At 62.5% G+C, this 13124-nt stretch carries 13 protein-coding genes and 1 pseudogene; 7 read left to right on the forward strand and 7 right to left on the reverse strand.

Annotated elements, in window-relative coordinates; all coding sequences use genetic code 11:
- Positions 1-79: 79 nt before the first annotated feature.
- A pseudogene (locus KVH01_RS19675) lies at positions 80-658 on the forward strand (gamma-glutamyltransferase); the annotation flags it as partial.
- Between the two features lie 60 nt (positions 659-718).
- Positions 719-1513, forward strand: coding sequence for an exodeoxyribonuclease III (gene xth / locus KVH01_RS19680; RefSeq protein WP_217882549.1), 795 nt, complete (start codon positions 719-721; stop codon positions 1511-1513).
- Here the strand turns inward: xth and KVH01_RS19685 are convergent.
- From KVH01_RS19685 to KVH01_RS19700, 4 genes are all read right to left on the reverse strand, one after another.
- A complete protein-coding gene (locus tag KVH01_RS19685; protein ID WP_217882550.1) occupies positions 1510-3027 on the reverse strand; it encodes an FAD-dependent oxidoreductase in 1518 nt (505 codons plus the stop codon). The two genes, xth and KVH01_RS19685, sit on opposite strands and share 4 nt — an antisense overlap.
- Before the next feature lie 85 nt (positions 3028-3112).
- Positions 3113-3643: an AAA family ATPase gene (locus tag KVH01_RS19690; protein ID WP_217882695.1), complete on the reverse strand. Its 531-nt coding sequence runs from the start codon at positions 3641-3643 to the stop codon at positions 3113-3115.
- Complete coding sequence (pnuC, locus tag KVH01_RS19695) at positions 3640-4203, reverse strand: nicotinamide riboside transporter PnuC (RefSeq protein WP_217882551.1); 564 nt, start codon at positions 4201-4203, stop codon at positions 3640-3642. The genes KVH01_RS19690 and pnuC overlap by 4 nt, the downstream gene beginning before the upstream one ends.
- A 111-nt stretch (positions 4204-4314) precedes the next feature.
- Positions 4315-5949 (reverse strand): methyl-accepting chemotaxis protein, encoded by a 1635-nt coding sequence (locus tag KVH01_RS19700; RefSeq protein ID WP_056845878.1) that lies wholly within the window; start codon positions 5947-5949, stop codon positions 4315-4317.
- Between the two features lie 227 nt (positions 5950-6176).
- Between KVH01_RS19700 and KVH01_RS19705 the strand changes: the two genes are divergently transcribed.
- Genes KVH01_RS19705 through KVH01_RS19715 form a run of 3 tightly spaced genes read left to right on the forward strand, consistent with a single transcriptional unit; the run spans position 6177 to position 8738 of the window.
- The gene (locus KVH01_RS19705) at positions 6177-7007 is read left to right on the forward strand and encodes an undecaprenyl-diphosphate phosphatase (RefSeq protein ID WP_217882552.1); all 831 of its coding nucleotides are present in this window, start codon (positions 6177-6179) and stop codon (positions 7005-7007) included.
- On the forward strand, positions 7004-7387 hold the full coding sequence (locus KVH01_RS19710) for a DUF1294 domain-containing protein (RefSeq protein ID WP_217882553.1): 384 nt from the start codon (positions 7004-7006) through the stop codon (positions 7385-7387). The genes KVH01_RS19705 and KVH01_RS19710 overlap by 4 nt, the downstream gene beginning before the upstream one ends.
- Positions 7388-7427: 40 nt before the next feature.
- On the forward strand, positions 7428-8738 hold the full coding sequence (locus KVH01_RS19715) for an amidase (protein WP_217882554.1): 1311 nt from the start codon (positions 7428-7430) through the stop codon (positions 8736-8738).
- On the opposite strand, the gene KVH01_RS19720 is transcribed toward KVH01_RS19715, so the two are convergent.
- Positions 8727-9083, reverse strand: a complete 357-nt coding sequence (locus KVH01_RS19720) for an MmcQ/YjbR family DNA-binding protein (RefSeq protein WP_043049855.1) — start codon at positions 9081-9083, stop codon at positions 8727-8729. The two genes, KVH01_RS19715 and KVH01_RS19720, sit on opposite strands and share 12 nt — an antisense overlap.
- Positions 9080-9988 carry a LysR substrate-binding domain-containing protein gene (locus tag KVH01_RS19725; protein ID WP_217882555.1) on the reverse strand — a complete coding sequence of 303 codons (909 nt, stop codon included), beginning with the start codon at positions 9986-9988 and terminating at the stop codon, positions 9080-9082. Before KVH01_RS19725 ends, KVH01_RS19720 begins: the two co-directional genes overlap by 4 nt.
- A gap of 125 nt (positions 9989-10113) precedes the next feature.
- On the opposite strand from KVH01_RS19725, the gene KVH01_RS19730 reads away from it, so the two are divergent.
- The gene (locus KVH01_RS19730; protein WP_217882556.1) at positions 10114-10725 is read left to right on the forward strand and encodes an FMN-dependent NADH-azoreductase; all 612 of its coding nucleotides are present in this window, start codon (positions 10114-10116) and stop codon (positions 10723-10725) included.
- Between the two features lie 190 nt (positions 10726-10915).
- Positions 10916-11953, forward strand: coding sequence for an alpha/beta hydrolase family protein (locus KVH01_RS19735; RefSeq protein ID WP_217882557.1), 1038 nt, complete (start codon positions 10916-10918; stop codon positions 11951-11953).
- Here the strand turns inward: KVH01_RS19735 and KVH01_RS19740 are convergent.
- Entirely contained in the window at positions 11947-13119 is a 1173-nt protein-coding gene (locus KVH01_RS19740) for an MFS transporter (RefSeq protein WP_217882558.1), read from the reverse strand. The genes KVH01_RS19735 and KVH01_RS19740 overlap by 7 nt on opposite strands.
- Positions 13120-13124: the final 5 nt, after the last annotated feature.

The following is a 13124-nucleotide window of genomic DNA, read 5'->3' on the forward strand; positions in this document are numbered from 1 at the left end:
GCTAGGAACTGTTACGTATCTCAAAGCCTCGTGGTTAGGGGCTCTCCCTCTAGTAACACTGTTACATCGTGTACTAAATTATTGGGGCAACGCGGTTTCGGTGACCTACACCCTCAACGACTGGTTCGGCGCCGGGGTGATGGCGAGCAAGACCGGGGTGATCCTCAACGATGAAATGGATGACTTCACCGTCAAGGTCGGCGTGCCGAACATGTATGGGCTGGTCCAGGGTGAGGCCAACGCCATCGCACCGGGCAAGGCGCCGCTGTCGTCGATGAGCCCGACCATCGTCACCAAGGATGGCAAGGCGGTGATGGTGGTCGGTACGCCGGGGGGTAGCCGCATCATTACCGCTACCTTGCTGACAATACTGAATGTCATCGACTACAAGATGAACATCCAGGAAGCCGTGGATGCACCGCGCTTCCACCAGCAATGGATGCCTGACACCACCAACCTGGAGACCTTCGCCGTCAGCCCAGACACCCAGAAAATCCTCGAAAGCTGGGGCCACAAGTTTGCCGGCCCCCAGGATGCCAATCACCTGGCGGCGATCCTGGTGGGGGCGCCGTCCCTGGATGGCAAGCCGGTGGGCAACAACCGCTTCTATGGGGCGAACGACCCACGGCGTAATACGGGCTTGTCCTTGGGGTATTAAAGGAACATCCGGGACCCTTCCAGGCTCTACCCCAAGAGCCCTGGAAGAGGAACCAAGCCGATGAAAGCGCTGAAAATCGCCACCTTCAACATCAACGGTATCCGCGCGCGCCTGCCTAACCTGTTGCAATGGTTGCAGCGCGAGCAACCGGACATCGTCTGCCTGCAGGAACTCAAGGCGCCGCAAAGCCTGTTCCCCTATGCCGAGTTCGAAACCGCCGGCTACGGCTCGATCTGCCTGGGCCAGGCGTCGTGGAATGGCGTGGCGATCCTGGCGCGGGATGCGCAGCCCTTGGAAAGCCGGCGTGGTTTGCCCGGCGATGACAGCGACACCCAGAGCCGCTATCTCGAAGCGGCGGTGCATGGCGTGCTGGTCGGCTGCCTGTACTTGCCCAATGGCAACCCGCAACCGGGGCCGAAATTCGACTACAAACTGGCCTGGTTCGAACGCCTGATCGACTATGCCAAGGCCCTGCAAGCCAGTGAGCACCCAGTGCTGCTTGCGGGGGATTTCAATGTGGTGCCCACCGACCTGGACATCTACAACCCGCGGTCCTGGCTCAAGGATGCCTTGTTGCAGCCCGAGAGCCGCGCCTGCTACCAGCGATTGCTGGAGCAGGGCTGGACCGATTCCTTGCGCCACCTGTATCCCGAAGAGCGCGTCTACACCTTCTGGGATTACTTCCGCCAGCACTGGCAGAAAAATTCCGGCCTGCGCATCGACCACCTGTTGCTCAACCCCGCGCTCAAGCCGTACTTGAAAGACGCGGGCGTCGATGCCTGGGTACGCAACGAGGCCCACGCCAGCGACCATGCGCCGACGTGGATTCAGTTGAGTACGCGCAAAAAGCGCTAACCTTCGCGAATGAACCCAAGGGCTTCGGTCTTGTTCAGCGGATGCTGCATGCGCTGGGACAGGCGTGCCATCGCCTGCGGGTATTCGCAGGCGACCACCGCTTCCACCTGATCGTCATGGCAGAGCAGGGCAATGAAGTGATGTCGCTGCAAGTCGCCCTCGATGTGCAGGCGGTTCCAGTGCTGTGCATGGCCGAGCACCTCGAACGTCTTGCCAAAGTGGTAGGTCCAGAAGAAGGGCACGTCGGCATAGGTCTGGGCGCCGCCGAGCATGTTGCGTGCCGCCAGCACCCCCAGCTGTTGGGCCAGGCGCCAGTGTTCGATGCGCGTTGGCTGGTGGTTCCAAGGGAAGGTCAGGTTATCGCCGGCCGCCCATAACCCAGGGGCGGCTTGCAGGTTGTGATCGGCCAGGAGCGATTGGTCTTCGGCTTTACTGACACCCTCGATAAAACCCGTGGCAGGCGTTACGCCGACGCCGATCACCACCAGGTCGGCCGCCAGTCGTTTGCCGTTTTTCAGCAGTACCGTACCGACAGCGCCGTGGCCGTCCAGGCTTACCGGCTCGGTATTGCTGTGGAAGATTACGCCATTGTCTTCATGCAACTGTCGCAGGGCGGCGCCGATGCGCCGGCCCAATTGCGCGGCAAGTGGAATGTCATGGCGGCTGACCACTTGCACCACCAAGCCGCGCTGGCGCAGGGCCGATGCGGCTTCCAGGCCGATAAAGCTGTCGCCGATGATCACTGCGCAGGCTGCCGACTCTGCGGCCGCGTCGATGCGTGCGGTATCTTCGCGGCTGCGTAGCACGAATACGTTGCTCAATACGGCGCCGGGAATATCCAGTGACTGCGGCTGGCCGCCGGTGGCAAGCAGCGCGGCGTCGTAGTCGAAGTGGCGGCCGTCGGCCAGCTCGATGCGCTTGGCAACGGCATCCAGGCGTTGCACCTTACCTTGGATACCGAGGGTTTCGAAGGGCGCGTCTTCCAGCAGGGGGGGCGTATCCTGCGGCGCCATTTGCCCTGCGATCACGAATTTGCTCAAGGCGGTGCGGTCGTAGGCCGGCGCCGATTCGCGGTCGATCCACAGCAGGCGCCCAGTAAAACCCTCGCGGCGCAAGGTGGCGACCGCTGCGGTACCGGCCGCACCCGCGCCGATCACCGCGAAGCAACGCGAGTCATCGACCACGGCCGTGGGTGCAGGGTCAACCGGCGCGTCACCGACACTGACCACACCATCGCGAACCTGCACCGGGTATTGCTTGAGCGCCACCAAGGCTGGCGGTTCGAGCACCGCCCCATTGGCCACGGCAAAGGTTGCCTTGTGCCAGGGGCAGACGATGCGGCCTTGGCAGATAACGCCTTCTTCCAGTGGCGCGCCGGCATGGGGGCAATCGGCCTGGAAGGCGCGTACCTGGCCTCCACTGCGTACCAGTAACAGCGGGTGCGCCGCCGTTTCGACGCGAACGCCACGGTTCTCGGGCAAATTGATCAGGCGGGCAACGATGCGCATATTCATAGGCCAGTCTCCTTTGAAAGGTTGACTGGCGGTCACAGCGATGGACTGCGTTGACCCGACGGTCGGTGCCGGTGGCGGTGCGTTGCTACACGGGTTGGGCGAGCAGTCGCTCTACCGCAGCAAATGCCGCCGTGCGGCGGTCTTGCCAGCTTCCGCGAATCACCAGCATCGGCTGCCGATGCTGCTGCATCCAGTCCAGGGTCGCCTGAAAAAATGCGCGGCGGTCCTCAAGTTCCGGCTGGCAGCGCTGGCCGTCGGCGCTCCATTGCACATCCTCGGGAGAGAGCAGCAGGTGCAGGTCGTAATGCCGTGCCAGCAGTTCGCTGTCGAGCCAGCCGGGATAGTCGCCGAACAGGGTCTGGCTCCACAGTTTGTTGGCCAGCAGGTGTGTGTCGAGCACCAGCAGGCCAGGGCGCTCGGCGCGGGCAGCGTCTTCCCATTCCAGCTGGCCACGGGCGATCGCCGGGATATCCGCCAGGCAGGTGTCACGCTGATGGTGATCAATGAAATAGCGCACGTACTCGCCGACCATCAACCCGCCGAAGTGCGCGTGCAACTCGGCGGCCAGCCAGCTTTTACCACTGGATTCCGGGCCTGCCAGCACCACCACCTTCATGGCTGCAACGCCGGGTCGGCGCGCCATTCACGCCAGCCTTGCACAGCGATGGCGGTGAACAGCCCGTAGAGCGCGGCGGTGAGGTACAAGCCTTTGTAGAGGAACAGGCCGACGAATATTACATCCACCACAATCCACAACGGCCAGCACTGCACGCGCTTTTGCGCCATCCAAATCTGCGCCACCAGGCTGAAACCGGTAAGGGCCGCATCAAGCCATGGCTGGGCGGCGTCGGTCCAGTGGGCCATGGCGGCGCCGAGCAACAGACTGCCAGCGGCGCCCACGGCCAGGCTGGCCATGATCGCAGGCATCCTCAGGCGGGTGACCTGGCGGCCCTGCTTGACCTCGCCGGCGCGGGTCCACTGCCACCAGCCATAGACCTGCAACGCGGCGTAGACCACCTGCAGCAGCATGTCGGAGTAAAGTTTTACCTCGAAGAATACCCAAGTGTAGAGCAGCACCATCACCAGGCCGATGGGCCAGCACCAGGGGTTCTGCTTGACCGTCAGCCAGACAGCGATCACCCCCAGGGCGGCGGCGAACAGTTCAAGCCCGGACATGGTGGATCCTTGGGAAGTGGGAGAGGGCGGTGATTGTACCTAGAGGTCAGCGATCTTCAAACTTGCGTGCAATGGACATACATCGCACCGCCCCTCCCACAGTTGCCGGCGCTAGATTCGGAATTGGCGCAGCAAACCATCAAGCTGCTCACTCAGCCCACGCAACTGCCCACTCGCCACGCTGGATTGTTCCGCCGCCAGCGCCGTGCTGTGGGACAACCCTGCGGCCTGGGTGACGTTCTGGTTGATATCTTCGACCACATGGGCCTGTTGCAGGGTGGCGCTGGCAATCGAGGCGTTCAAACCGTTGAGGTTGTGCAGCGCCTGGCCGATGGCGGTGAGGCTGGCCCCCGCCTGGCCGGCCTGCTCGATGGTCAGTTGCGAGGCGCTGTGGCTGTCGCTGATGACCTTGACCGCCGCTTCCGAGTGACCTTGCAGGCGCTCGATCATTGCCTGGATTTCGGCGGTGGATTTCTGCGTGCGCTGGGCCAGCAGGCGCACCTCATCGGCGACCACCGCAAACCCACGGCCCTGTTCGCCGGCGCGGGCGGCTTCAATGGCGGCGTTCAGGGCGAGCAGGTTGGTCTGGTCGGCGATGGAGCGGATCACTTCGAGGACGCCGCCAATCTGGGTGCTTTCGCTGGAGAGCGTGCGAATCACCTCTACGGCCTGGCTGATGGTACTGGAGAGCTGGTCGATCTGTTGCAAACTGCCGTCGATGTTGACCTGGCCCTGTTGCGCCTGGGCTTGGGCATCGCGCATTTCGCTGGCGGCATGTTCGGCATTCTTCGCCACGTCCTGCACGCCGTAGGTGACTTCATTGATAGCGGTAGCCACCAGCTCCATCTGCTGCGATTGCTGCTGGCTGCGGTCGTGGGCCTGGCTGGCGTTGTGGCCGAGCTCCGTGGACGACTGGCCCAGGGCGGTCGCGCATACCTGCAATTGGCCGACCACCTGGCGCAACTTGGCGGTGAAGCTGTTGAAATGCCGGGCCAGTTGGGTGAGCTCGTCGCTGCCGTGGGTGTCGAGGCTGCGGGTCAGGTCGCTTTCGCCGCTGGCGATATTGCCCATGGCGTTCACCGCCGCCTGCAACGGCTGCACGATACTGCGGGCAATCAGTGATACCAGCAGCCCCATGACCAGCACGATGCCCAGCACGATGAACGAGGCTTTCCACACCTGAGCGTTGAATTCGGCCTGCACATCATCCACATAGACGCCGGAGCCGATAATCCAGCCCCAGGGTTCGAACAGCTGGATATACGAAGTTTTCTCCACCGGTGCTTCGGCCCCAGGCTTCGGCCAGCGGTAGTTGACGATACCGGCGCCCTTGGCCTTGGCCAGGCTCACGAACTCGTTGAATACGGCAAAGCCGTCCGGGTCGCGAATCGCCGAGAGGTTCTGGCCATCGAGCTTGGGGTTGGCCGCGTGCATGATCATCACGGGGGTGAGGTCGTTGATCCAGAAGTAATCATCGTGGTCATAGCGCAGCCCGCGCACTGCGCTGAGGGCTTGCTGCTGCGCGGCATCACGGGTCAGTACGCCGGTCTTTTCCAGGTTCTGGTAATAGCTGAGCACGCCGCTGGCGGTCTGCACCACATGCTGGGTCTGTTGGCGCTTGGCCTGGTAAAGGTCGCCACGGATCTGGTTGAGCATCAGCAGCCCCAAGGCCAACAGCATCAACACGGCGACTATCAGGATCAGCCAAAGGCGGCGGCTGATCGACATGCTGCGCAAACTGTTCATCGTCCTGTCACTCCATGCTCTTTATAATTGTGGTGCTGCTTCGAGATTTCCGGCGTGTCTGATAGGCTTTCGGCCCGGAATCGGAAAACCTGAGTACTGCCTGATTTTTCACGGAATTTTTGCAGACCGGCGTTGAGAATCAACTGCGGGCGCTTGAGTGCGCTCGTCGTCAGTGAACTTTAAAAAAACTTAAGAGGCATGCCACGCGCGTGACCTTTGGAGACAGCATGGATTTTTGGACCGCCATACAGGCATTGATTCTCGGCATCGTCGAGGGGCTGACGGAGTTCCTGCCGATCTCCAGCACCGGCCACCAGATCATCGTTGCCGACCTGATCAATTTCGGCGGCGAACGTTTCGAAGCCTTCAATATCATCATCCAGCTCGGTGCGATCCTCGCCGTGGTCTGGGAGTTTCGCCGCAAGATCCTCGACGTGGTCACCGGCCTGCCGACCCAACCCAAGGCCCGGCGCTTCACCGTCAACCTGATCATCGCCGTGTTGCCGGCGGTGGTACTGGGTGTGATTTTTGCCGACCTGATCAAGCACTACCTGTTCAACCCGATCACCGTCGCCACCGCCCTGGTGGTGGGTGGCGTGATCATGTTGTGGGCCGAGCGCCGCCAGCACGCGGTGCGCGCTGAAACCGTGGATGACATTACCTGGAAAGACGCCCTCAAGGTGGGCCTGGCCCAGTGCCTGGCGATGATCCCGGGTACTTCGCGCTCCGGTGCGACGATTATCGGCGGCCTGCTGTTCGGCCTGTCGCGCAAGACCGCCACCGAGTTTTCATTCTTCCTGGCCATGCCGACCATGGTCGGTGCGGCGGTGTACTCGGGCTACAAGTACCGTGACCTGTTCCAGCCGGCCGACCTGCCGGTATTCGCCATTGGCTTTGTCACCTCGTTCATCTTCGCGATGATCGCGGTCAAGGCGTTGCTCAAATTCATCGCCAGCCACAGCTACGCGGCGTTTGCCTGGTACCGGATCGCCTTTGGCCTGGTGATCCTGGCGACCTGGCAGTTCGGCTGGATCGACTGGACAGCGGTCAAGCCATGAGCATCCAGCACCCACGCCTTAAAGCATCTATTTTTGTGCTGCTGTGCGCCGCACCGCTGTTGGGCTCGGCATTGCTGTGGTATCGCGGCGAGACGGTGATCCCGTTGGCGGCGTATGGCATGGTCAGCGTGGTGGCGTTTTTCCTGTACTGGAGCGACAAGCGCAAGGCCCAGACCGAAGGCTGGCGTACCCCGGAAAACATCCTGCATGCCGTCGAGCTGGCGGGCGGTTGGCCGGGTGCGTTGATCGCCCAGCAGGTGTTCCGGCACAAGACGCGCAAGGTGTCCTATCAGGTGCTGTTCTGGGTCATCGTGGTGTTGCACCAGGTGTTCTGGCTGGATCAGCTAGTGCTGGGCGGTACGCTGCTATCGATTCTGTAGGGGCCGGCTCATCGCACTGGCACGCATTGGGATAATACGAATGTCATGCTCTGATTCATTGCTACGCCACTCGGCGACTGAGCTTGCGACGCTGATCCAGCAACGCAAGCTCACCTCCACGGCTGTTGTGTCGGCCTATCTCGCCCGCATTGAAGCGCTCAATCCATCGATCAACGCCCTGGTGCAAGTACGCACGCAGGCGGCGCTGGCCGATGCCTGGGCGGCGGATCGTGCACTGGCTCAAGGCAACTGCCGGGGCCCGCTGCATGGTGTGCCATTTACCGTCAAGGATGTGTTCGATACCCAGGGCGTGATATCGGCAGTGGGTCTGACTGATCGGGCCGACTATCTGCCGAAGCAGGACGCCATGGTGGTCACACGCATGAAGGCCGCCGGTGGCATTCTGCTGGGTAAGAGCAACTGCCCGCCGGGTGGTGGCGGTGGGGTGACCGACAACCCTGTCTACGGCGCGACGCGCAATCCCCATGCGCTGTCCCATGGCCCTGGCGGCAGCAGCGGTGGCGAAGCGGCGGCGATTGCCGCAGGCCTCTCACCCTTGGGGCTGGGCAGTGATTCCGGCGGCAGCCTGCGAGTGCCTGCGCATTTTTGCGGTATCTGCACGTTGAAGCCCACCAGCGGCCGAGTTCCCAATACCGGCGTTTTTGATCACCCAGGCGGTTTGAGCGACCCTCGTAGCCAGATCGGCCCGATGGCCCGGCATGTGGACGACCTGGCGCTGGTGCTCCGGGTGATTGCCGGTGAGGATGGGCGCGATTCAGGGGTGATTCCAATGCCGCTGCACGATGCGCCTGTTCACGGCGTCAGAGGGTTGAGGGTCGCGTGGTACAGCGACGGCGGCATTGAACCCGTTGACTCGATCACTGAGGCCATGCTGCAAGCCGTCGCCGATCACCTGGAAAGCGCAGGCGCGTTGGTTGACGCGGCTTTTCCCTCGGCACTGAGTAGCGCTCGCGGTATAACCGAGCGCTATTGGTCGATGAGCGCGGGAACCGGCGCGCAGTCCATCCAGTTGTTCTCAGACTGGGACCGGTTTCGCAGTGCCATGCTGGGGTTCATGGCGAGCTACGACCTTATCCTGTGCCCGGTCGATGCTGCCGCGGCGCCACGCCTGGAAGAGCTCCGGCCAGGGCTGTTCAACCATACCTTGCCCTACAGCCTGGCCGGCTGGCCCTGTGTAGTGCTGCGTGCGGGAACGGATGCTGCGGGCCTGCCGTTGGGCGTGCAGATCGTCGCTCGGCCGTGGCATGAGCACCTGGCGTTAGCAGCGGCGCGGGTCATTGAGCGGGCGCTGCCGTTCACACCATGCGTCGTCGCCCAATCAGACATCTAGCCTGAGCCCAACCTGGGTGCGCTTGGGCAGCTTGCTCACCACCAATTGGTGGGAGCGCTGCAATAGGCTACGCAGCTCCTCTGCGCCCAGCGGGTAGGGCGTGTTCATGATGATCCACTGTGCCCGGGCCAGATACGGCGCCGGGTGGATGCCCGGGCGGTCGACGTGGCCCAGGAACAGGTCCTTGTCCACTTTGAATGCCAGCGATTCACCACGCAGGTTCTGCAGGGCGAACATCTTGTTGCCGGCAATCGAGAACACGCGCACGCCGCCCCATTTATAGTCTTCCCGGGCACCAGGCAGGCCCAGGCAGAACGCGGCGACTTGTGCTTCGCTCAGGCTCATAGCAAACGGCCTCCACAGCCTTTGAAGCCTTCTTCCAGGTAGTCGATCCAGGCGCGGATGGCCGGCAGCACGCCACGCCGATGCGGGTACACGGCCTGCAACCAGCCGCCCGGCAATGACCATTGCGGCAGCAATTGCACCAGGTGGCCACTGGCCAGTTCTTCCTCGCAATACATCATCGGCAGCACCGTGAAGCCCAGCCCCATAATGGCGCTGGCCTTGCGTACGATAAAGTCTTCAATGCCCAGCCGGGCCTCCATCACCAGGTCGTGGGGGGTACCCTGGGGGTCGATAATCCGCTGATGCACCATGCGGTCCGCTTCAAGTGCGCCGAGTACGGGCAGTTGTCTGAGGTCGTCGAGGGTATGTACCTGCCGCTCACGCATCAGCGCCGGGCTGGCGACCAGCACGGTCTGGGCCTGGCGCAAGCGCTTGGTCACCAGCAGCGGATCTTCATCGCCCAGTTCGCGCACGCGCAGGGCCACGTCAATGCCTTCGGCCACCAGGTCGACGCGGCGGTTGACCAGGGTCATATCCAACTGCACCAACGGATGCGCAGCAAGAAATCCGGCCACCAGTTCCGGCAGGATGTGCTGGGCCAGGCCCACCGGGCAACTGACCCGCAGGCGCCCACGGGGCTCGCTGGACATGCTCGCCACGGCCTCATCGGCCATCTCCGCTTCCAGCAACATGGCCTGGCAATGGCGCAAGTAACGCTCGCCGACGGCGGTCAGGGTCAGTTGTCGGGTGGTGCGTTGCAACAGGCGTGCGCCCAGGCGTTCTTCCAGCTCGGCGATGCGCCGTGACAGCCTGGACTTGGGAATCCCGAGTAGCCGCCCGGCCGCAGCGAAACCGCCGGCTTCGACGACTTTGGCGAAATAGTAGAGGTCGTTGAGGTCTTGCATGCTGGGCCTATTGTCCTGTCAGTGGGACAAACTATCGCATTTTAGCTGGCTTATCGACTATTGGTTTCATGCGTAGCATCACCCCCATCTGATCGCCACTGTCGATCCCACCTCGGAGATCCACCATGAAACTACTGCATATCGATTCCAGCATCCTCGGCGACAACTCCGCTTCCCGCCAGCTCAGCGCCGGCGTGGTCAAGGCGTGGCAAGCGGCTGAACCGGGCGTGGAAGTGACTTACCGTGACCTGGCCAGCGAAGGCATCAATCACTTCTCCGGCGCTACCCTGGGCGCATTGGGCACGGCTGCTGAACTGCGCGATGCGGAACAAAAACATGAGGCTCAACTGAGTGCAACGTCGCTGGCTGAATTCCTGGCTGCCGATGCCGTGGTCGTGGGTGCGCCGATGTACAACTTCACTATTCCTACCCAGTTGAAAGCCTGGATCGATCGCATCGCGGTCGCCGGCCAGACCTTCCGCTACACCGAAGCCGGCCCGGAAGGCCTGTGCGGCAACAAGAAAGTCATTATTGTCTCCACTGCCGGCGGTCTGCATGCGGACCAGGCCTCGGGCGCAGCCCATGAAGGCTACTTGAAACTGCTGTTTGGTTTCCTCGGCATCACCGATATCGAAATCGTTCGCGCCGAAGGCCTGGCCTACGGTGATGAAGCGCGCAGCAAAGCGTTGAGTGATGCCAACGCGCGCATCAACCAGCAGTTGTTCGCCGCTGCGTAAGGCTTGTGTAAATTGCACCTTGCCCGGTTTCATTCTGAAGCCGGGCGCCTAAACTCTGTATTCTGATCGCCTGAACGCGAGCGGAGTATGGAGTTTTTTCGTTTATGGCCCAGGTTATGCAACCATCGCTCCGATACCCTGGGCTTTTATTCGCCATGCCGGTTTTTGCGCAGCAAAGGTGGACGTCCCCATGATGCGTCTTTGTGCTGTTTTGGCTCTCTCCCTGCTCGGCGGCCTGGTTACAGTGCACGCCGCCCCGGCACCGCACCCCCATTGGAGCGTGGGCTTTCATCGCATGAGTGTGCTCGACCCGCTGGATTCGCAGCCGATGAAAGCCATCGCGTTTTACCCTTCCACCGAGGCCGAGCGCACCACGCCACTGGGCGCCTATCAAGTTGCCGCCAGCGAAGATTCCAAGATCGCCATCGGTCGTTTCCCGATGCTGATGCTGTCCCACGGCAATACCGGTACGCCCCTGGCCTTGCACGACCTGGCCACGTCCTTGGCGCGCAAGGGGTTTGTGGTGGTGGCCGTGCTGCACCCTGGCGACAACTACAAGGATCACAGCCGCCTGGGCACCGTGAGCAACCTGTATGGCCGGCCGATCCAGATTTCCCAGGCCATTACCGCCGCGCTGGCCGACCCGCTGCTGTCGCCTTTTGTCGATATCGATCAGATTGGCGTCATCGGCTATTCAGCCGGGGGTGAAACGGCGCTGATCCTCGCGGGCGCCAAGCCTGATTTCGAGCGCCTGCGCCGCTACTGCCAGCAACGCCCCGAGGACCGCGATGCCTGCACCACCAACGGCGAGCTGGTGGTCGACCGCGATGACTTGCAGCCCCAGGCCGACCCGCGTATCCATGCCCTGATGCTGATGGCGCCGCTGAGCCTGATGTTCGGCCGCCATACCCTGGCGGACGTGCACGTACCGGTGCTGCTCTACAGTGGCGACGGCGACCAGTTGGTAGCGGTGGACAAAAACGCCGCCGCCCTGGCGCGTAAACTGCCGCAGCCCCCGGACTTCAAGCTGTTGGCCGGGGCAGGGCACTTTGTGTTCATGGCGCCGTGTGACAGCGATCAACTGGCGACGATGCCGGCGACCTGCACCGATGCCGATGGGGTTGACCGGGAAGGTATCCATCGCGACATGGTCTCCGAGGCCGGGCGCTTTTTCAGCCATACCCTCGGCGAGGCGACCCGCGCCGGCTTGCAGACTGCTGATCAGTAGGCGCGGCGCCTGAGCAGTACGGTGAGGGCAAGTGCGCTGACCGACAGCAAGGCCGCGCAGAAAAAGATCCAGCCGTAGCCGAGGTTCAACGCCACGGCGCCCATCAGCGGTCCGGCAATCGCCAGGGCCAGGTCGAAAAACACCGCATAGGCACTCAACCCTGCGCCGCGGCTGCTGTCCGGCACCTGCTTGATAGCCTCCACCCCAAGCGCCGGGTACACCAGCGACAAGCCAAAGCCAGTCAGGCCGGCGCCGATCAAGGCCGCGCCGGTGGATGGCGCCAGCCACAACAGGGTCAGGCCCAGGGTTTCGATGAGCATGCAGCCGATGGCGGCGTTGAACCCGCCAAAGCGGCTGATGGCGGAGATAAACATCAGGCGCGACAGGATAAAACACAGGCCAAATACCGTCAGGCAGTACGCCGCACCGGCCCAACCACGATTGAGGTAATACAGGGTGATAAAGGTTGTCAGCGTGCCATAGCCAATCGAGGCCAGGCACAGGCTGGTGCCGAACGGTGCGATTCGCCCGAACACCGCCCAGAACGGCAGCCGCTCACCGCGCACCACCGGCACTGATGGCTTATTGCGGATCAGCACCAGGCCCAACGCCGCCAACACTGACAGCGCAATACCGAGGCTTATGTAGCCATATTCCGCGACCATCACCACGCCTAATGGCGCACCAATGGCAATGGCGCCGTAGGAGGCGATGCCATTCCAGGAAATCGAACGCGCGGTATGTTCGACGCCTACCGCGCCCATGCACCAGCTGATGGTGCCCACGCCGATCAGGCCCTGGGCCACGCCCAACAACAAACGGCCGACGATCAGAATCCCCAGGCTCAAGTTCGGCAGGCTTTCCAGCAGCGTGGCGATAAAGGTCAGCACACCGCTGATCAGGATGCCGGCCAAACCCAGCACAATCGCCCGCTTGGTGCCGACGTTATCCGACATCCGTCCGGCCATCGGGCGGCTGAGCAGCGTGGCCAGGTATTGCGAGCCAATGGCGATACCGGCCACTACCGCGCTGAAACCCAGTTGTTCATGCACATAGCCTGGAATTACCGCTATCGGCAGGCCGATGCAGATAAAGGCAATGAAGGTATAGAAGACGATGGAGACGATCTGCAAAGTGATCGACAGGGAGGAGGGGGCGGCAGGCATGGGCA

The organism is Pseudomonas khavaziana (assembly GCF_019145205.1).
Lineage (GTDB): Bacteria > Pseudomonadota > Gammaproteobacteria > Pseudomonadales > Pseudomonadaceae > Aquipseudomonas > Aquipseudomonas khavaziana.

Bases quoted from the DNA above. Each gene is read 5' to 3' on its own strand.
- KVH01_RS19700 (WP_056845878.1), bottom strand. From the start codon at position 5,949: ATGAACAGTTTGCGCAGCATGTCGATCAGCCGCCGCCTTTGGCTGATC.
- KVH01_RS19705 (WP_217882552.1), top strand. From the start codon at position 6,177: ATGGATTTTTGGACCGCCATACAGGCATTGATTCTCGGCATCGTCGAG.
- KVH01_RS19690 (WP_217882695.1), bottom strand. From the start codon at position 3,643: ATGAAGGTGGTGGTGCTGGCAGGCCCGGAATCCAGTGGTAAAAGCTGG.
- xth (WP_217882549.1), top strand. From the start codon at position 719: ATGAAAGCGCTGAAAATCGCCACCTTCAACATCAACGGTATCCGCGCG.
- KVH01_RS19715 (WP_217882554.1), top strand. From the start codon at position 7,428: ATGTCATGCTCTGATTCATTGCTACGCCACTCGGCGACTGAGCTTGCG.
- KVH01_RS19735 (WP_217882557.1), top strand. From the start codon at position 10,916: ATGATGCGTCTTTGTGCTGTTTTGGCTCTCTCCCTGCTCGGCGGCCTG.
- KVH01_RS19720 (WP_043049855.1), bottom strand. From the start codon at position 9,083: ATGAGCCTGAGCGAAGCACAAGTCGCCGCGTTCTGCCTGGGCCTGCCT.
- pnuC (WP_217882551.1), bottom strand. From the start codon at position 4,203: ATGTCCGGGCTTGAACTGTTCGCCGCCGCCCTGGGGGTGATCGCTGTC.
- KVH01_RS19730 (WP_217882556.1), top strand. From the start codon at position 10,114: ATGAAACTACTGCATATCGATTCCAGCATCCTCGGCGACAACTCCGCT.
- KVH01_RS19685 (WP_217882550.1), bottom strand. From the start codon at position 3,027: ATGAATATGCGCATCGTTGCCCGCCTGATCAATTTGCCCGAGAACCGT.
- KVH01_RS19725 (WP_217882555.1), bottom strand. From the start codon at position 9,988: ATGCAAGACCTCAACGACCTCTACTATTTCGCCAAAGTCGTCGAAGCC.
- KVH01_RS19740 (WP_217882558.1), bottom strand. From the start codon at position 13,119: ATGCCTGCCGCCCCCTCCTCCCTGTCGATCACTTTGCAGATCGTCTCC.
- KVH01_RS19710 (WP_217882553.1), top strand. From the start codon at position 7,004: ATGAGCATCCAGCACCCACGCCTTAAAGCATCTATTTTTGTGCTGCTG.